The organism is Acinetobacter sp. ANC 4779, from assembly GCF_004331055.1.
Lineage (GTDB): Bacteria > Pseudomonadota > Gammaproteobacteria > Pseudomonadales > Moraxellaceae > Acinetobacter.
Genome location: NZ_SJNU01000001.1, coordinates 326,899 through 347,159 on the forward strand (window position 1 = coordinate 326,899; position 20,261 = coordinate 347,159).

The 20,261-nt window shown below is 39.7% G+C and carries 14 protein-coding genes; 3 read left to right on the plus strand and 11 right to left on the minus strand.

The features are described from left to right. Positions 1-45 precede the first annotated feature (45 nt). Entirely contained in the window at positions 46-1,662 is a 1,617-nt protein-coding gene (gene cysN / locus E0H80_RS01590) for a sulfate adenylyltransferase subunit CysN (protein WP_131362537.1), read from the minus strand. 130 nt (positions 1,663-1,792) lie between these two features. Next, a complete protein-coding gene (gene cysD / locus E0H80_RS01595; RefSeq protein ID WP_171255343.1) occupies positions 1,793-2,701 on the minus strand; it encodes a sulfate adenylyltransferase subunit CysD in 909 nt (302 codons plus the stop codon). A 342-nt stretch (positions 2,702-3,043) separates the two neighbouring features. On the opposite strand from cysD, the gene E0H80_RS01600 reads away from it, so the two are divergent. From E0H80_RS01600 to pgaB (E0H80_RS01610), 3 genes are all read left to right on the plus strand, one after another. After that, a complete protein-coding gene (locus E0H80_RS01600; protein ID WP_131362539.1) occupies positions 3,044-3,586 on the plus strand; it encodes a hypothetical protein in 543 nt (180 codons plus the stop codon). Positions 3,587-3,779: 193 nt separating this feature from the next. Next, on the plus strand, positions 3,780-4,280 hold the full coding sequence (locus E0H80_RS01605) for a VOC family protein (RefSeq protein WP_131362541.1): 501 nt from the start codon (positions 3,780-3,782) through the stop codon (positions 4,278-4,280). 55 nt (positions 4,281-4,335) lie between these two features. After that, positions 4,336-5,562, plus strand: a complete 1,227-nt coding sequence (gene pgaB / locus E0H80_RS01610; protein WP_131362543.1) for a poly-beta-1,6-N-acetyl-D-glucosamine N-deacetylase PgaB — start codon at positions 4,336-4,338, stop codon at positions 5,560-5,562. On the opposite strand, the gene pgaD is transcribed toward pgaB (E0H80_RS01610), so the two are convergent. The 9 genes from pgaD to E0H80_RS01655 form a co-directional block, all read right to left on the minus strand. After that, positions 5,528-6,034, minus strand: a complete 507-nt coding sequence (pgaD, locus tag E0H80_RS01615) for a poly-beta-1,6-N-acetyl-D-glucosamine biosynthesis protein PgaD (protein ID WP_131362546.1) — start codon at positions 6,032-6,034, stop codon at positions 5,528-5,530. The two genes, pgaB (E0H80_RS01610) and pgaD, sit on opposite strands and share 35 nt — an antisense overlap. After that, positions 6,027-7,295 carry a poly-beta-1,6-N-acetyl-D-glucosamine synthase gene (gene pgaC / locus E0H80_RS01620; protein WP_131362548.1) on the minus strand — a complete coding sequence of 423 codons (1,269 nt, stop codon included), beginning with the start codon at positions 7,293-7,295 and terminating at the stop codon, positions 6,027-6,029. The genes pgaD and pgaC overlap by 8 nt, the downstream gene beginning before the upstream one ends. Next, on the minus strand, positions 7,295-9,133 hold the full coding sequence (pgaB, locus tag E0H80_RS01625; protein ID WP_131362550.1) for a poly-beta-1,6-N-acetyl-D-glucosamine N-deacetylase PgaB: 1,839 nt from the start codon (positions 9,131-9,133) through the stop codon (positions 7,295-7,297). The genes pgaC and pgaB (E0H80_RS01625) overlap by 1 nt, the downstream gene beginning before the upstream one ends. Continuing rightward, positions 9,133-11,556, minus strand: a complete 2,424-nt coding sequence (gene pgaA, locus E0H80_RS01630; protein WP_265937215.1) for a poly-beta-1,6 N-acetyl-D-glucosamine export porin PgaA — start codon at positions 11,554-11,556, stop codon at positions 9,133-9,135. The genes pgaB (E0H80_RS01625) and pgaA overlap by 1 nt, the downstream gene beginning before the upstream one ends. 417 nt (positions 11,557-11,973) lie before the next feature. Next, positions 11,974-12,864: a succinate--CoA ligase subunit alpha gene (gene sucD, locus E0H80_RS01635; protein WP_131362553.1), complete on the minus strand. Its 891-nt coding sequence runs from the start codon at positions 12,862-12,864 to the stop codon at positions 11,974-11,976. 12 nt (positions 12,865-12,876) lie between these two features. Beyond that, entirely contained in the window at positions 12,877-14,043 is a 1,167-nt protein-coding gene (sucC, locus tag E0H80_RS01640) for an ADP-forming succinate--CoA ligase subunit beta (RefSeq protein WP_067863319.1), read from the minus strand. A 174-nt stretch (positions 14,044-14,217) separates the two neighbouring features. Beyond that, positions 14,218-15,651: a dihydrolipoyl dehydrogenase gene (gene lpdA, locus E0H80_RS01645; protein WP_131362555.1), complete on the minus strand. Its 1,434-nt coding sequence runs from the start codon at positions 15,649-15,651 to the stop codon at positions 14,218-14,220. Positions 15,652-15,711: 60 nt separating this feature from the next. Then, complete coding sequence (gene odhB / locus E0H80_RS01650; RefSeq protein WP_131362557.1) at positions 15,712-16,929, minus strand: 2-oxoglutarate dehydrogenase complex dihydrolipoyllysine-residue succinyltransferase; 1,218 nt, start codon at positions 16,927-16,929, stop codon at positions 15,712-15,714. Then, complete coding sequence (locus tag E0H80_RS01655; RefSeq protein ID WP_131362559.1) at positions 16,929-19,769, minus strand: 2-oxoglutarate dehydrogenase E1 component; 2,841 nt, start codon at positions 19,767-19,769, stop codon at positions 16,929-16,931. Before E0H80_RS01655 ends, odhB begins: the two co-directional genes overlap by 1 nt. Between the last annotated feature and the right edge of the window lie 492 nt (positions 19,770-20,261).

Here is a 20,261-nt window from a genome sequence, read left to right on the forward strand (position 1 = left end):
AAAAAACCCGCCTTTCAGCGGGTCTTCTTTCAAATCAGCTCAGTCTTATAGACGAACCAATTCCACAATTTTCTCAGCCAATTCTTCAACGGATTCTTGCGTGAAGCTTACATCTGTCGCTTCTGCAACAGTGGTAATGACCGCAATACCCGTTTCACGAAGAAGTGCAACTTGAGTAGCATCAAGGTCAGCTTTCGCAATCGCTACGATGCCTTGTTGAAGCAACAAGTTTTCAAGCACTTGAGCATTTTCCAATGCTTTAGCAGATACAGTAATTGACGCAGGTTTTTGACCTAAACGTGCCGCACGATCTTCCGCTGTTACAGGGTTGGTATGAGCAGACCATTCAACCGTGTCTTCCACCATCCCCGCACCAATCGTGACATTATTCAAACGATCAATGAAGATAAACGAACCGGTGTAACGGCTGTCCTGATAGCGGTCAAATACCACTGGCGCATCAAATTCAACCGTAACATTGGCAATCGCATTCAGCTCAAGGTGATCCACGTGCATCTGTTCAAGTGTGTTCACATTGGTACGGAAGTTAATGCCAGTCACTTTTGCAGGAACAGTTTGTGTACCAATTTTGATGTTATACAACTTGCCAAGTACAAGCGGCTGATCCGCCATCCAAACCACAGTTGCTTTAACAGAACGTGAAATGGCAGGAATACCCTGATCCGCACGAATCAACATATTGCCGCGTGATACGTCAATTTCATCGTTCAACGTTAATGTCACCGCTTGACCTGCAAATGCGTGTTCAAGGTTGCCATCAAAAGTAACGATTTCTTTAACCGTTGAAGATTTACCCGATGGCAACGCAACAACTTTATCGCCTACGCTGATTTCACCAAGCGCAATCGTGCCTGCGAAACCACGGAAGTTGAGGTTAGGACGGTTGACATACTGCACCGGGAAACGGAAATCACGTTTTGCGGTATCACGGTTAATCTGAACAGATTCAAGTGAACCCATCAAGGTTTGACCAGTATACCAAGGTGTATGTTCAGACTTGTTCACCACGTTATCGCCATTCAATGCAGAAATAGGGGTAAAGATGATGTTAGTTGGCTTACGGTCGCCCAATTGGCTTACGAAGTTTGCATAGTCGGCTTGGATTTCATTGAAGCGCGCTTCAGAGAATTCAACCAAGTCCATTTTATTGATCGCAACAATAATGTTCTTAATACCGAGCAAGCTTGCAATATAAGTATGACGGCGCGTTTGCGTTTGTACACCGTAACGCGCATCAATCAAAATAATCGCAAGGTCACAAGTTGAAGCACCTGTCGCCATGTTACGGGTGTATTGCTCATGTCCCGGAGTATCGGCAATGATGAACTTACGCTTTTCGGTAGAGAAATAACGATACGCTACATCAATGGTAATGCCCTGCTCACGTTCAGCTTGCAAACCATCTACAAGGAGTGCCAAGTCAGGTGCATCGCCAGTTGTACCGACTTTTTTAGAGTCGCGGGTTACGGCTTGCAATTGATCTTCATAGATCAATTTTGAATCATAAAGCAGACGACCAATTAAGGTACTTTTACCATCATCCACGTTACCGCAAGTCAGGAAACGTAGCAGATCTTTATTTTCATGCTGTTTTAAATATGCCAAGATATCCTGGCTAATCAATTCTGATTGATGAGACATCGCTCAAACTCCACAAATTCATTAGAAATCGGTTGTTTAGAATCTCTTTAATCTCCCTAAATTCCTCTTTATGAAAAAGGGAATTTCTTCCTTTCTTTATTAGAGAAAGGTCGGGAGAGATTCTAGATTCTTAGAAGTAACCTTCCTGCTTTTTCTTTTCCATCGAACCTGCTTCATCATGGTCAATCATACGACCTTGACGTTCAGAGCTTGTGGCTAAAAGCATTTCCTGGATAATTTCCGGCAAGGTGTTGGCAGTCGATTCAACCGCACCCGTTAATGGGTAACACCCTAAAGTACGGAAACGTACCGATTTCATTTGTGGAACTTCGCCCTCGAATAAAGGCATACGTTCATCATCAACCATAATCAGTGTGCCACTACGTTCAACTACAGGACGTTCTGCAGCCAAATAAAGCGGTACTAATGGAATGCTTTCCAAATAGATGTATTGCCAGATATCAAGCTCAGTCCAGTTTGATAAGGGGAATACACGAATACTTTCGCCTTTGTTCACTTTACCGTTGTAAAGGTTCCAAAGTTCAGGACGCTGGTTTTTAGGATCCCAACGGTGCTTGGTATCACGGAAAGAATATACACGCTCTTTGGCACGTGATTTTTCTTCGTCACGGCGCGCGCCACCAAAAGCAGCATCGAACTTGTATTTATCCAAAGCCTGTTTTAAGCCTTGGGTTTTCATGATGTCGGTATATTTAGAGCTACCGTGATCAAACGGGTTGATCCCAGCGTCTTTACCTTCTTTATTTTGATGCACGATCAAATCGAAACCATGGGTTTTGGCCATGTTGTCGCGGAATGTGATCATATCTTTGAACTTCCAGCCCGTGTCTACATGCAGTAGTGGGAATGGGAGTTTTGCGGGATAAAATGCCTTTAAGGCAAGATGCAGCATGACTGCAGAATCTTTACCAATGGAATACAACATGACCGGATTTTCAAATTCGGCAGCCACTTCACGGATAATGTGAATACTCTCAGCTTCAAGCTGTTTAAGATGAGTAAGTCTTTCCTCATTTATGGACATTGACAACACCAGCTCAGATCAACGTGTACTTATTTACACTTTTAAAAATATATATATTCATTATAAAGATTTAGTTATCCCAACTATTGCTTGTTTTATTATATTAATATGCATATTTATCATATAGAGCTTAACTAATAACGACTATAAGTTTTTATTAATAATTCACTTAACTGCTGTTCTATTATTTTATCCAGACATCACAGCTACAACAACCCAACCTTAAAATATATAAAATCTAAGCTAATCGCTATTTCATTTCAAACATATATTTTATTCGGCTTATAAATTTCATACAGTATCCAGACTCTCCCATCTCCTCTGTTCTTTTGAATTATGCCTACGCTAGACCTTACAATCGACACGATTAAATCCAACCTCGAACATGCACAACTCGCCGGCTATATCTATCAATACAATCCGCATTTACTGGTGCTTCAAGAAGACTTAAATGAGGATGGCTCCGTCTTGAATAATTTTGTTCAACATGGGCTTACTGCTGACCAAATCGGGCTACAGTTTGGTCTACGACTTTTGGATAATAAGTTTGATTTTTTGATTGGTGCCACCCACAGCAATCAGGACCGAAGTTATGAAATTGGTGCAAGAAATTTAAAGGCCGATCAAAAAGCGTTTAACTTGCTTTATGCCTTTTATAACTATCCTAAAGCCTTCTATTTGATCATTCTTCCACTTGCAGCCAATAGTGCACAATTTAAAGAAGCAATGGAAAGCCAACTGTTCAATCAGCCCAAGTTGGATTTTCTAAATACGGCACTAAAAACCAATCCAATGGGACAACAATTCAATTGGATGAAAAGCTTTATTGTACAACAAGCTTTAGACATGAAAGTACGTATGCAAACCTGCTTAAATTAAGCCAGAGTGATTAAAATCAGGCTGAAGTTTATAGCCATAAGCAAACTTATTCTGGCAAGTGCTCAAAATTAAAAAAATGCCTTCGTATAGGCTGCTTTTTTTAATTTTATTGAATAAATTTTATACAATTACACTGCATAAACTTACTTGAGTTATATGTGTAGAAAGCTACATTATTTGCTGATATTGATATATAGAGCACAATAATGACTCACTCTATTTACCCGCTGTATGCTTTAAAGAAAATACCAAAGCTGCCGTGGAATGGCATTGTTCCATTTTCCCAAATAGCCAGATCATGCAAGAACATGAACCGGCGGTAAAGGCCGAATCTCTCGGTGCAATTTTTTTAAGAATGAATGGCGATTCTTCTTTTATCACCAATCCGTCTATTTCTTTTCTGATGATTTGCGACAATCGCTCTGAAATTGGTGAATTTTGGAAGTGCTTGATTGATAAGTTTTGTGCATTGATGCAATTACCTCTATACCCATGGAGCAATTATTGCCGCTGGCTACAATACCAATATGGTTTTAGTTGGCAAATTGTCCAAGAAAACTTATGTGATATTTCGAGCAAGAGTTTCCATGCACGAGCTGCCATATTCAAAATAAAAAGTTTTCGCTTCAAGCTCAATATCTTTTATTTACCAACCTCTGATAACAATATAGTCACAACTAGTTTTCTAATTTAAAAAACAATAATGAACTATGCAGTGAACAGACCCCTTAAAACGAGTACAAATAAAAATGATAAATTTAAAAAAAAGATATAAAAATCGCTTTACCCAATGCCTTTATTTAAGTTTAGGCTGCCTGCCTTTATCTGCAAACTCTGCTCACTTAACTCAAATTAAACACCATCCTATTGATGAAATTGTTCAGCAGAATACTGTCAAAAAATCCACTCTATCTGCGGACAAAACCATTAAAATTGATCAGATGCGAATTATGCATATCGATATTGACTACGTATATGACAAAGATAAAAAACAGCAACAAAAAAATATTCAGAATTTAATAGAACGGATTCAACAGATTCAACCGAATACCATTTTTTTACAGGCTTTTGCCGATCCTGATGCCAATGGCTCGGTAGATCAGGTTTATTTCAAAAATCGTCATATCCCATTAAGAGAAAATCTTTTTCCACGCCTTGTAAAGCAAATTCGCAGCAAGACCCAAGTGCAGCATATATATGCTTGGCTGCCTTTAATGGCTTGGGAATTCCCCAAAAACTACAACATTGTCTATGTTTCCCATAGTAAAGGAGGCAAGCAAGGTTATATTCGGGTTTCTCCATTTGATCCACAAAACCTTAAATATGTTTCTGAAATTTATTTAGATTTTATAAAATCCAATGCAGTCGATGGTGTGCTTTATCATGATGATATCACGCTCAGCGATTATGAAGATTCTTCTAAAAAAGCCCAAAATATGTACCAATCTTGGGGGTTTAATTCTGAGCAATTATTAAAACAACCAAAACATTCAAAACAATCACAATTAGCCCAATTTAAAACAGCATACCTTGACCAATTTGCTGAAGGTATCAGCAAGATACTTAAACAGCAGCAACCGAACATTCTCACTGCACGGAATATGTATGCACCCGTAGTATTGAATCCTGTTAGTGAAAATTGGTTTAGTCAATCTATGCCTAGCACATATCAATACTATGATTACAATGCCATTATGGCGATGCCTTATATGGAAGAAGCAGATGATCATCAGCAATTCTATTTGGATTTAATTCAACAATCAAAAAAATACGACCCAGAATTGAATCGTACTATTTTTGAACTTCAAGCGGTAAATTGGAAAAACAATCAGAAACTTTCAACCCAAGAAATAATTGAAACTATCAAATTTTTAGAAAAAAATGGGGTAAAACACATTGGTTATTACCCCGATGATTTTGTCAATGAACATCCTCAGCCGTCTAGGCTGAAATCCGCTTTTTTAATTGATGATTAACCTCAAAAAACTCTAGCTTGCCTTCTACATCATAATAAAGGGTCATATTTTTAGCCTGTTGCATATTTAGAATGTCTAGGCTATTAACTTTAAAACTACTGGCTAGTTGCTTTTCATCAATTGCTAATGGAGCTTTACGACGGTCTTCACCATGAAAGCGAACCCAATTATAAGTGGCCCAAAGCAACAGCCCCCCAATAAAGATGGCGATCATGACGATGATATTCATTAGACTCAGTTGGCTATCCGGTGCAGCCTGGATCACCATTTGCTGATAAATTGTTTTACCTTCAACCCACCAAAAGAATAACGTTATCAGTGGCATAAACAGCCACATAAAAATAAACCACCCGGCAATTTGCAGACTGTACCCCATACTCTTATTGCGCACAAACTCCGGTCGATCAATATATTCAGGAATTTCTAGCTTTGACTCATCTTCAATAAGATAATATTTGTTTAAATCAGTCATTTTCGGTTTCTCCTCTAAATCCACGGTCTGGGCTAACCCATCGCGCACGTTTTTGAGTTTTGAAAATTGTTTTAGGTAATGCAACGACTGTGGTCAGCATGGTGAGAATCCAGAAGAACAAAGGATACCAAATGACCCAAAAATAGTTCCTGAAGATTCTGTCTTTATCGTAGGGTTTATCAATCCACAAACTAACAAAGAATTGAACAAGACAGGTCATTCCTAGAATAACCCCATACCATTGAGGAAAGAGTGACTGAATTGCCCACTCTCCAGGTAAAGAGAAAAACAGACCATATAAATATAAGACAATAATACCCGTCATCACATAGGCCCAGACCACACTGATAATTGATTCCAGCGCAATCGGCCACATTCGACGTAAATTCCATTTAAACAAGCTGAAGGAATAAGCAAACAAGACTTCAATGCCACCCTGTGCCCAACGTAAACGTTGTTTCCATAAGCCCTTCAATGTTTCTGGCATATAGATGTAACATAATGCTTTAGGTACATATTGCAAATCCCAATGATCAAACTGCAAACGCCATGACACATCAATATCCTCTGTTATCATGTCATCTCGCCAATAACCAATACGATCTAATGCAGTTTTACGAAAACCCGCAATTGCACCCGACACGGTAAAAATACGTCCATAGGTACGCTGTGCACGTTTGATCAAGCCAATAATAGATGAAAATTCACCGACCTGAATTTTACCGAGGATGCTAGACCGGTTCACAATACGTGGATTACCTGTGACTGCCCCGACACGAGGATAATTGGTCAAATTGTGCATCATCCATAACACAGCATGCGGATGTAATAAGGCATCACCATCTATACAAACCAAATATTCATTTTGACTCACCATCGCACCTGCACGAAGTGCATATGCTTTACCTTGGTTTTCAGCTAAATGAACTACCCTAAGTTTTGGATATTGTAGTAAAAGTTCATCTAAAATATCGGCAGTTTTATCTCGACTACCATCATTTACTGCAATGACTTCAAAATCAGGATACTGGCTTTGCATCGCAAATTTAATGGTGTCTCTAACCTGCGTCTCTTCATTAAAACAAGGAATAATAATACTGCAGGGATGTTTACTGGGCTCTGGTATTGCAGGTTGTTTACGTTCATGCTTTAAATAAAACCAAATGCCGCCTGCAATCCAAATCCAAGCCATAAATAAGGGATAGAAAAAAGCAAAGCCAAAATAAAAATCACTGAATCTAAGTTGATTAAACCATTCCATTATTTTGCTCCCTTGGCAAGGTTACGCTCGTAAGGATTTCGATAAGTTAATGGACTAGCATTGGTGCTTAATTCCTGATAAAGATTTTCCTGAATCTTCTGTCCTTCATTTAATTTGTAGTTATTAATACCAATTTTTTGCACAGATAAATTTTTTAAGGTTTGATAATCGTACTGATACTGTTTCCATTCACGCTTTGTAGCATTTGGAGTGACCGTAAAACTAAAAATCAAGCGCTGTATTTGTTGATTACTCAATTGTTCGAGCTGCTTTTTTACAGCTTTAAATATTTCAGGATGACGTACAGGATCAAATTCTATATAAAGAAAATCACTATAAGTTAAGCTATGCTCAATTAAGGATTTTAAACCCTCCATACGCTTATCCTTTAAGCTTATTTTTAAAGCCGTTTGATAATTACTGCTAATGTTTGCGTAATTTTTAGCCTGTTCTTTAGTTCTTTCTTTAATCTGAAAAACCTGATTTATTTTCTGGCTACATGCATTATCCCAATTTTTATTTTGTACAGCACATAGAAACTCATCCCCAGTTTCTATTACCAATCCCTCAAGATGCGTATTATTTTTAACCAAATCAGCAGTTAGCTTAGCAAGATTAAAACCTTGTTGTGTTTCCAGACTAATGGGCAGTTCTGCATATACATTATTACCAATACGTGTACGTGCCTGCCAAACTGTACGATTTAAAAGATCTTGACGCATCTCCAACTGACGATTTGGGAAATAGGCAACATCTATTTTGCCATCGCCATTCTCATCAGCAACTGATTTCAATAAAATAATATTGGTTTTTAATGCACTCACTTGATCTAAAAACTGTCCAAGCTTTTGATCAAAAATTTGATTATTTGGACTGGTCATTTCAGTTAAATCAAAACGGACAAAACTGTGACGTTGCTTATGGGGGGCACGTGCAAAAGTTAAAAAATCTTCCATCTGAGCGCGAAGTATTTCAGGTGTGGGATTATCCATCACCAGGGCACGTTGATATGTTTTGCCCGAGTCTGCAAGGGTAGACATACTTCCTAAGCTAAAAGACATGGGTAATCCTGCTTTTGTCGCAAGTTGTTCACTTTCTTTCGTCACCGCCCCATAAGGCCAGAAAATACCCAGCGTATTAATACCCAGTTCAAAATCTAAAATTCCTTTAGACTTTTTCAAGTCTCTCAACACTCGCTTCTGATAAGCCTGATCAGATTCATATTTCTGAAGTTTAGGGAAATATTCACGAGTAATTGCAGCAGGCTGCATATTTTTTTGTGGATTGGCAAGAATGCCTTTATGCATATTGTCTGAGTGCGAAACAAATTCAGTTAAACCTGATTGTTGCATTTCACGCATTTCATCCCATTTCATCAAACTATTCTCACCATATGCCTCATAGGCATCTTTGGTATTGCCATTAATCCAACTTGTAGGAATCGCAAATACGGCTGGAAAATTATATTGCTTCAATAAAGGAAAAACCCGCGTGTAACTACTTATTGCACCATCATCAAAGGTTAATAATACTGATTTAGGGGGCAAACTCTTTTTCTTTTGGCGAGCTTGCCATACATCTTGCAAGCGAATCGGATGCCAACCTTCTTGCTGAAGCCAGGCAAAAAATTGCGCTAAATTTTTAGTACTGATTGCATAAATATCTCGATCTCCTGTTTTGGCAACATCATCTCGCACATCATGGAAAGTCAGTGTAACAAACAGATTATCTGGTATTTCAATTGCATTTTTGATTTCATTTTCAGCCATCGCCAAGTTAGGAATAGCCAAAACTGCTATCGTCATGACTGCAAATATTTTTTTTACAATTGGCTTCATTAAAAACGCCCCTCAAAACCTACAACCCCATATGTTCTCTTTTCATCTTCACCATCATAAGGATGTGTTCCCCATCCAATGCCGTAGTTTAGACTCCATGTTCGATTAATTTTCCAGTCATGTTGATAGAACACGTTATAAATCGGTTTCGAAGAAAAATTATCTTGCCCAAAAGTTCCGATGGTGGCTTGAAAATGTTGCTTAAAATATTGGTCATAACGACGCCAAGTTATCCAGTCATGCTTTAAAGTCAGTTCTGCGCTATAGCTTTCTTCAGGATTGAAATAATCGACTTGAACTTTATCGTTTTGACTGTAATAACCCCCTAAAATCAAATTGGTAATATGGTGCGGTGACTGAAAAATCTGCTGTTTAAAATAAGTGGAAAATTCCTGACGAGTATTTCCATCATCGATATCCGTCAATTGATAGGTTGCTCCCGCTTCGCGAGATTCATTTTGCTGCCAGTTCATGCCAAGAGTATAAGACTGACCTTCATCACCATTCTTAATGGCTTGTAATGGAATATCAGCCTGACTATTGAAAGCTAAAACATACTGCCAATGGTCATTCAGCCATTGTGACCAATTCAATTGCACACCAAAACGATCGTCTTGATCACCTATGCTTTGAGAAAGCATAATATTTGCAACTTTACGACGAGATGCCCATTCAAGCCCCAGACCTAAGCGTTGATCATCAACATTACCGTCAGTGTAGTCAGCCGAACGAATATGATGATCTACATAAGTACGATAATTGTCGTAAAACCAGGGAGTGTTAATTCGTGTCCAGTTTTCTTGTTCTTGACTTCCCTTTAAACGATTCAGCAAGGCAGAATTATCAGATTCACTTTCTGAAAAAATACTCTGATGTTGAATAGAGGCATGATTTCGATCATCAAGTTCTTTCTTACTTTTTATGACTGCCGTATCTCCTGGCAGATTTTGCATGAGATAAGCATTCTGCTTACGCCATTGCTGAATATCACCCAATGCTTGCATGTTCTGTAAATGATTAACCCGAACACCCTGGTCAACAGGTTCAATACCATCCCACTGTGCCAATGTCCATTCGGAAGCCTGTGGCTTTTCACGCCATCGTTGCACCAGTGCTAGATGATTTTGATAAACTACATTATTGGGTGCTTTGGCAACCAGTTGCTCAAAATGTTGTTCTGCCTTGGCATCCTCATTACGATACGCATAATTGAGACCGACTAATCCTAAATATTCACTGCGGTCATCATGGGTGACTTTATCAACCCCTTTTGCATTACTGTATTGAAAAGTAGGCAGTAATTTATCCATATCTAAAAGTAACTGATTGGCTTCTTTAAACTTTTCTTGTTCAATTAAAGCGTAATAAATACCAGAATAGACTTTAAAGTTGGGATAGTTTTTTTCTTTCAGCAAACTCTTATATTGAGCTTCAGCCAGTTTAGGTTGCTGAGTCTTTAAATATGCATCTGCAATTGAATGACGTACATAGGCAGGCATTTGATCAATCGGCAATCCAATTTTTGGAATTTGCTCAAGAACTTTTTCAGACCAGTTTCTCTCATTCAACGCATAAATATATTCATAGTAAAATTTACGCTTGATATTTTCATCATTGGGCAACTGAGCTTCAAACTTTGTCATATCGGCAATAACCAGATCAAGTTGTTTATAAGCAACATTTCCTCGATCACGAGAAGTTGAAAGTTTGTAATACTCAATTGCGTTTTGAATACGTTGGGTAAATTCACCGATTTTTGCATTAGCTCTAAGTTGGGAATTTTTTGTTAATAATTCATTCTTTTGAATATAATTTTCAGCTTTAGCATAATCAGCGTTTCCCATAAGTGCCAATGCATACTGTTCTTGTGTACTGATATTTTGATTCTTTTCAATAGCTAGACTAGCTGCATTCAATTCCTCAATCGGCATATTTAATAATCTATATGCATAAGCGAGCTGTGCCAAATAATCAGCTTCGACATAATTGATATCAATCTGAGAAAATGTTTTTTTTGCTTGAAGCGTTTTACCCGCTTCTGCCTGTAATACCCCTATCAGAACTAACCATTTCTGATTAGGATCAGTTTGAGCGAATTTTTTTGCCCATTGTTCTGCCAATTCAAATTTTTTTAAATCACGCAGCGCTTTAACTACGCTAACCTTTCCATATTCTGGAAATAGGCCAGTTTGTATACCCGAAAGATATTTAATATCTGGCTCTGTAAATTTCTGATTGTTATAGGAAATTACAACAAAGTCAGCTATCAGTTTTTGATTATTGGGTTGAAGCACCAATAATTGCCGGAGTTTTTGCAAACCTGCATCTACTTGCCCTTGCTTAATCAAACCCACTGTTTCTTCACGTTGTGGATCAACAGAATCTCTAGATAATAATTCTGCATGCAAAAATGTAGAAAACAATAAAGTTCCACAAGATAAAGTAAGTATATTTAATTTAGAATTCATTTTATTCATATTTAAAGTATTCACAATTCATTGTTATTAATTGTTGCATTGTAATAAACAATACCCTCAAGCCTAATGACATTAATTGGCTTTTGTGTTTCATTTTGTGTTTTTATTTATTAATGTGATATATATCACTTTATTTTAATCATGAAAAATATTTATTTTATTCTTCTTGTTTATATTTATTCCTATGCGAGTAATTCTATTTATAATTAAAGCACAGTTTTTATTCGACTATAAATTTTTAAATTAAAATTTTTAAACTTCTACAAGATTTAATTTTTCAACTGATTATCATTTATTTTCTCCAATTTTATTACAACTGAATAAAAAAGCCCTCAAATGAGAGCTTTTAAATTTAACTAAAAATTAAGCTAAACCTTTATCTTTAAGTACCTGAAGCATGGTTGAACCCAATTCTGCTGGACTACGGGTATATGCCATGCCTGCTTTTTTAAAGGCAGCAAACTTTTCTTCTGCGGTCCCTTTACCACCAGAAATAATCGCACCCGCATGCCCCATGCGTTTGCCTTTCGGTGCAGTTACACCCGCGATATAACCCACGACAGGCTTGCTTACATTGGACTGAATATATTCTGCGGCTTCTTCTTCTGCCGTTCCACCAATCTCACCAATCATAATAATGGCTTCAGTTTGTGGATCTTCTTGGAAAAGTTTTAAGCAGTCAATTTGATTCATACCCGGAATTGGATCACCACCAATACCAATACAAGTCGACTGACCTAAACCGAGTTTAGTGGTTTGCGCTACAGCTTCATAAGTCAAAGTCCCTGAACGCGAGATGATGCCGATTTTACCTGGTTGATGAATATGACCTGGCATAATGCCAATTTTACATTCACCTGGTGTAATAATTCCGGGACAGTTTGGACCAATTAAACGTGCATTATTACCATAAGTTTCAAGATAACGTTTGGCTTTTAACATATCTAATGTGGGTACGCCTTCTGTAATCACTACAATTAGCTCAATACCTGCATCTACAGCTTCTATAATAGAATCTAAAACAAAAGGTGCCGGCACATAAATCACAGAAGCATCAGCATTGGTTTCTCTTACTGCTTCATTCATGGTATTAAAGACAGGAAGACTTAAATGCGATTGTCCGCCTTTTCCTGGAGTGACCCCGCCCACCACTTTTGTGCCATAAGCAATGGCTTGTTCTGAGTGAAATGTACCGTTTTTACCGGTAAAGCCTTGTACCAATACTTTGGTGTCTTTATTAACTAATACGCTCATGATTGATACTCCCTACGCTTTCACTGCAGCAACAATTTTTTCTGCGGCATCCGCCAGACCATTCGCAGAAATTAATTTCAAACTTGATTCATCAAGTAATTTAGCCCCTAACTCTGAATTGTTGCCTTCTAGGCGAACCACCACAGGTACAGTGACATGTACTTCCTGAACCGCTGCAATAATTGCTTCTGCAATCATGTCACAACGCACAATACCACCGAAGATATTGATCAATACACCTTGTACAGAAGAATCGGAAAGAATGATTTTAAATGCTTCAATAACTCGGTCTTTGGTTGCACCACCGCCAACATCAAGGAAATTTGCAGGCTGACCACCATATAGTTTGATGATGTCCATGGTTGCCATGGCAAGACCTGCACCATTCACCATACATCCAATGTTACCTTCAAGAGCAACATAGTTCAGATCAAATTCTGATGCTTTTAATTCACGTTCATTTTCCTGAGATTTATCACGCATTGCTGCAATTTCAGGTAAACGATAAAGTGCATTGGAATCGATTCCTATTTTGGCATCGACACAAAGAATGTCGCCATTTTCTCGAACTGAAAGTGGATTAATTTCGAATAATGCAAAATCATTTTCAATAAAGGCCTGATAAGCAGCCGTCATAATTTTGACAAATTGGTTGATTTGTCCATCTTTTAAATTAAGTGCAAATGCAACTTCACGGGCTTGAAAGGGTAAAAGCCCCACAAGAGGGTCGACTTCAACTTTAATAATTTTTTCAGGGGTTTCTTCTGCAACTTTTTCAATCTCGACACCGCCTTCTGTGGATGCCATAAAGGTGACACGACGACTAGAACGATCGACAACTGCACCCAGATATAATTCACGCTCAACAGGATAAACATCCTCGCAGACCAGAACACTATTTACCGGCTGACCATTGGCATCAGTTTGATAGGTTACAAGTCGTGTACCAATAATGCCATTTGCATATTCAGCAGCTTCCTCACTGGATTTTACGACTTTAACGCCACCTGCTTTACCACGTCCTCCAGCATGAACTTGAGCTTTCATCACGGCAAACTTGCCACCGAGTTGCTCAAATGCTGCGACAGCTTCTGCTGCATTGGTTGCCAGTACACCCTCTTGAACAGGCATACCATATTTTTTTAATAACGCTTTTGCTTGATACTCATGTAAATTCATCGAATAACCTTTTATTACTTCTTCGCTTTGTTATGACCCACCAACACCCAGACATCCATCAAAGCAGTATTGGCATTTTTTAAAATCTTTCTTATCTTTATTTTTAGATGATTGTTCCATTAAAAACAACCATCAAATGTAAAAAGAGCGACCTAAGTCGCTCTTTTACTCATCTTATTTACGCTTACGTTGAATTGCGTGAATCGCTCGCCCATCCACTGCCAGTGCAGCTTCATGAACCACTTCAGAGAAAGTTGGGTGACCGAAAGTCATCAACTGTAGATCTTCAACTGAAGATACAAACTCAAGTGCAATCATACCTTGGTGAACGATATCAGACGCAGCAGGTCCAATCACGTGCATACCGAGTAGACGATCCGTTTTTGCATCAGCAACAAACTTAACGAAACCAGCACCTTCACCCGCAGCGAGTGCTCGACCGTTGACTGCAAAACCAAATTGACCGGTTTTAACTTCGTGACCTTTTTCAGTCGCTTGCTGTTCTGTTAAACCAACCCACGCCGCTTCTGGGTGTGTGTAGATTACAGAAATGATCGTGTCATAGTTCACTTGAGCAGCATGACCGTGAATACGTTCAACTGCCATTACGCCTTCTTCCATTGCTTTATGCGCAAGCATTGGACCACGTACCAAGTCACCAATCGCGTATACACCTTCAACAGAAGTTGCGCACCAATCGTTTACTTCAACCAAACCGCGCTCAGTCAATTTAATGCCTGAATCATCAGCCAATAAACCTTCAGCATAAGCACGGCGACCTACACAAACGATCAATTTATCGAAAGTTTCAGTTTTGTCTTCGCCAGCTTGGTTATATTGAACCGTTACTTCACGACCGTTGATTTCAGTACCTGCAACTTTCGCACCGATACGGATATCCATACCTTGCTTGGTCAACAGTTTCTGGAAGTCTTTTGCCAAAGCTTTATCAGCCATTGGCAAGAATGCATCCATTGCTTCAAATACAACAACTTCTGCACCTAAACGACGCCATACTGAACCAAGCTCAAGGCCGATAACACCCGCACCAATCACACCTAAACGCTTAGGTACTTCCTGGAATTCAAGCGCGCCAGTAGAGTCAACGATTAGGTCTTGATCTACAGGAGCTGAAGGAATGTTAATTGGTACAGAACCCGTCGCAAGAATCACGTATTTAGGCTCTAAAACTTGAACTTCACCTTCAAATGGAGTGAATTCAACTTTTTTACCTGCAAGTAATTTACCGGTACCTTGTAACCATTCAATGCCATTGCCTTTAAGCAACTGAGCAATACCGCCAGTCAATTGATCTACAACTTTGTCTTTACGACCAAGCATTTTAGAAAGATCAAATTTAACTTCACCGGTAGTAATACCGTGGTCATCTAAATGCTGAACGGTATCTTCATAACGATGTGAAGAATCAAGTAAAGCTTTAGACGGTATACAACCCACATTTAGACATGTGCCGCCTAAAGATGGCTTGCCTTTATGAATACGTTTTTCGATACAAGCAACTTTATAACCAAGTTGAGCCGCACGAATCGCTGCTTCATAACCACCTGGTCCACCGCCAATTACAACTAAGTCAAACTGTTGAGACATTTTTATCTCCAAAAATGGGCTTAGAGGATCGCCCTAAGCCCATGAATTTATTCTTTAGAATTAAAGATCAAGGATAAGACGAGCTGGCTCTTCTAACAATTCTTTAATTGCCACAAGGAAACCTACAGCTTCTTTACCATCGATTAAACGGTGGTCATAAGAAAGCGCCAAGTACATCATTGGTAAAATTTCAACTTGACCATTTACAGCCATAGGACGTTCCTGGATTTTGTGCATACCCAAGATTGCAGTTTGTGGCGTGTTCAAGATTGGTGTAGATAACAATGAACCGAAAGTACCACCATTAGTAATGGTGAATGTACCGCCAGTCATGTCTTCAATACCCAGTTTACCGTCACGTGCTTTAGCAGCAAAACCGCGAATACCGTTTTCAACTTCAGCATAGTTCATGCGGTCTGTATCACGAAGTACAGGAACCACTAAACCACGTTCAGAAGATACTGCAACACCGATGTCATAGTAACCGTGATACACAATATCATCGCCATCAATTGAAGCATTTACCGCTGGGTAGCGTTTAAGTGCTTCAGTTGCCGCTTTAACGAAGAATGACATGAAGCCAAGACGTGCCCCATGACGTTTTTCGAACGCATCTTTGTATTGAGCACGCATTTCCATGATTGGTTTCATGTTGACTTCATTGAACGTCGTCAACATTGCAGTGTTTTGTGTAGCTGAAAGAAGACGTTCAGCAACACGTTTACGTAAACGAGTCATTGGAACACGTTTTTCAATACGTTCACCAACTGCAACGCTTAGTGGTGCAGCAGCGGGAGCTGCTGGTTTAGCTTGATGACTGGCAACATCTTCTTTAGTAATGCGACCACCGCGACCTGTACCCGCAACATCAGCAGCCGCAATACCTGTTTCAGTGAGTGCTTTACGTACTGCAGGCGCTTGATCAGCAACAGGTTGAGCACGCTCAACCACAGGTGCAGCACCCGCTTCAGTTTGAGAAGCAGCTTGTTCAACTTGTCCTTCAGACTGAACTGCTTGAGTTTGAGTAGCGCCAGAAACCGCACCTTCTTCAAACTGTGCAATTACTTCGCTAGAAAGAACAGTCTCGCCTTCACCTTTAAGGATGGTAGCGATGGTGCCGTCAGCAGGAGCAACAACTTCTAAAACAACTTTATCGGTTTCAATATCGCAGATCACTTCATCACGTGATACAGCTTCACCTGGTTGCTTGTGCCAAGTTGCGATCGTACCGTCTGCAACTGACTCTGGAAATACCGGTGCTTTAATTTCGGTTGCCATTATTTAGAATCTCCTGATTGTTCAGCTACGATCGCCAATGCGTCATTTACTAGCTGAGCTTGTTGTTTTGCATGCAAATATGGTGAACCACAAGCTGGCGCAGCAGAAGCTGGACGGCCTGCGTAACTGATACGGACTTGTTTAGCAGACTTCATTACATCGTCATATAGACGTGGTGCAATGAATAACCAAGCACCTTGGTTTTTCGGCTCTTCTTGAGTCCAAACCACTTCTTTTAGGTTTGGATAAGAAGCAAGTACTTCAGCAATACGTTGTTCTGGATATGGATACAATTGTTCAATACGAACGATTGCGGTGTTATCTAGATTTTCCGCACGACGTTTTTCAAGTAAGTCGTAGTAAACCTTACCGCCACAAAGGACTAAACGAGTCACGTCAGCGTGGTTGATTTGATCGACTTCATCAATCACGGTCTGGAATGTACCCGTTGCAAGCTCATCTAAAGTAGAGGTTGCAAGTTTGTGACGAAGCAATGACTTCGGTGAAGTCACGATCAATGGCTTACGGATTGGACGAACTGCTTGACGACGCAATGCATGGAAAATCTGTGCAGGTGTAGTCGGTGTAATCACTTGCATGTTGTCTTCAGCACATAACTGTAAGAAACGCTCTAAACGTGCAGATGAATGCTCTGGACCCTGACCTTCATAACCGTGTGGAAGCAACATGGTCAAACCACATACACGTTCCCATTTGGTTTCACCTGAAGCGATGAATTGGTCAATCACAACCTGTGCACAGTTCGCGAAGTCACCAAATTGTGCTTCCCAAACGATTAAACCATGCGGGATTGTAGTTGCATAACCATATTCAAACGCAAGCACCGCCATCTCTGACAACAATGAGTCATAAATTGCAGTACGTGGCTGGTTCTCTTTGATATGACAAAGCGGAATATAAGTCGCACCATCCACCTGATTGTGCAATTTTGCATGGCGATGCGAGAACGTACCACGACCCACGTCTTCACCGGTAATACGAACCATGTAGCTTTCATCAAGCAAGGTTGCATAGGCTAAAGTTTCGGCCGCACCCCAGTTCAATGGCATTTCACCCGTTTGCATTTTCAAGCGTTCATCAATCACTTTCGAGACTTGACGTTGCATGACGAAACCTTCAGGAAGCTCGCGCATTTTTGCGCCAAGTTCTTTCAAGCGTTCGATTGGGAAAGTGGTATCCCAAATATCTGTGTATTCGTGACCTAAATAAGGTTTCCAGTCCACAAACATTTTTGTATTTGGTTCGAGTACCAATGCATTGGCAACATGTTTACCGGCTTCAAGATCTGAACGGTAATTTTCAATCATTTGATCCGCAGCTGCACGGTCAACCACACCTTCTTTAACCAGTTGATCTGCATAAAGTGCACGTGTAGTCACTTTTTTGTTGATCACTTGATACATCATTGGCTGGGTTGCTGCTGGCTCATCCGCTTCGTTATGACCACGACGACGGTAGCAGAACAAGTCAATCACAACGTCTTTACGGAAGGTATGACGGAAGTCATGTGCCAATTGAGTAACGAAAATCACCGCTTCAGGATCATCGCCATTCACATGGAATACTGGTGCCTGAATCATCTTCGCGATATCAGTACAGTATTCTGTAGAACGCGCATCACGTGGATCAGATGTGGTAAAACCCACTTGGTTATTCACCACAATGTGGACTGTACCACCTACTGTATAACCACGAGTTTGTGACATCTGGAAGGTTTCTTGGTTTACACCTTGACCTGCAAATGCTGCATCACCATGAACAATGATTGGCAATACGTCATCGCCACCAATGTCTTTACGACGCACCTGACGAGCACGTACAGAACCTTCAACTACAGGTCCAACGATTTCCAAGTGTGATGGGTTAAACGCCAATGCCAAGTGAACTTCGCCGCCTGGTGTCATCACGTTAGATGAGAAACCTTGGTGGTATTTAACGTCACCCGAACCTTTTTTATGAATCGATTTTCCTTCAAATTCACCAAAAAGATCTGCCGGGTTTTTACCCATGATATTAACAAGAAGATTGAGGCGACCACGGTGTGGCATCCCAATCACAACTTCTTTACAACCTACAGCACCTGCACGTTGAATGATTTCATTTACCATTGGGATAAATGATTCACCGCCTTCAACACCGAAGCGTTTAGCACCAACGTATTTGTTACCCAGGAATTTTTCCAAGCCTTCAGCAGCAGTTAAACGTTCAAGAACGTGTTTTTTCTGTTCTGCATTAAAGTTAAATTGACCTTTCGCACCTTCAAGACGCTGTTGAATCCAACGTTTCTCTTTGGTGTCAACAATGTGCATGTACTCAGTACCAACAGAACCGCAATAAACGGCTTCCATTGCTTCAACCATTTCACCAAGCGTCGCTTGTGTTTTACCCAGTGCAAGGTTGCCTGTATTAAATACTGTATCGAAATCAGATTTAGTCAAACCGTGCGTAGCAAGATCAAGATCAGGCACATCTTCACGTTTTGCCAGACCTAATGGATCTAATTTTGCTTTTTGATGACCACGATTACGATAAGCAGCAATCAGTTGTAAAACGCCAATTTGACGACGTTCATGCTCAGAACTTACAGAACTTTGAACAACAGGCTGTACGCGGCTTGAATTGCGACCTAATAAAAGGAATTGCTCACGTACATTGCTATGTGGTTGATCACCTTTAGGGAATTTATCGAAATATTCACGCCAGTCAGCTCCAACCGAGTCTGGTGACGTCAAATAATGTTCATAAAGTTCTTCAATATACGCTGCACTGTCAGCGCTTAGTTCAGTGTCAAGACGCAGTGCGTCAGCAACTTCTTGCATTTGTGGACCCATTTCCTATTGCAAAAACATTTTCAGGATGCTTTTTAAGCGAACCCATGATTAGTAATGTCAAATTGGTAATATGACATTAGTCCCCAGCAGGCATAAGCCATGAGGCGTTATCACTACACCAGGAATAACCTAATGTGAATAATGAATCATAACGCCCTCATTGGCATCATCACTCATAAATACTCGACCGAAACCGAGCAATTTTTTTTGCAAATCGACTTAGAAAAAATAACTACGCGACCTAGTTTTTCTAAAACGATTCATCTCTACTTATAAACCTTCTACATCCTCTAAAATGTTGAAAAAATGTACGTAAACAAGGTGCTTTTTTTAAATATAGCGATGTATCAAATCCTAACATGATATCTGGTTACAATTGATTTTTTTGACACATACCTCTCATAAATTAGCGAAATACATAATGACTATTTTCAGCTAACATATGGTGCTTTATTTAACAATTGGATTCAATGTAGACCA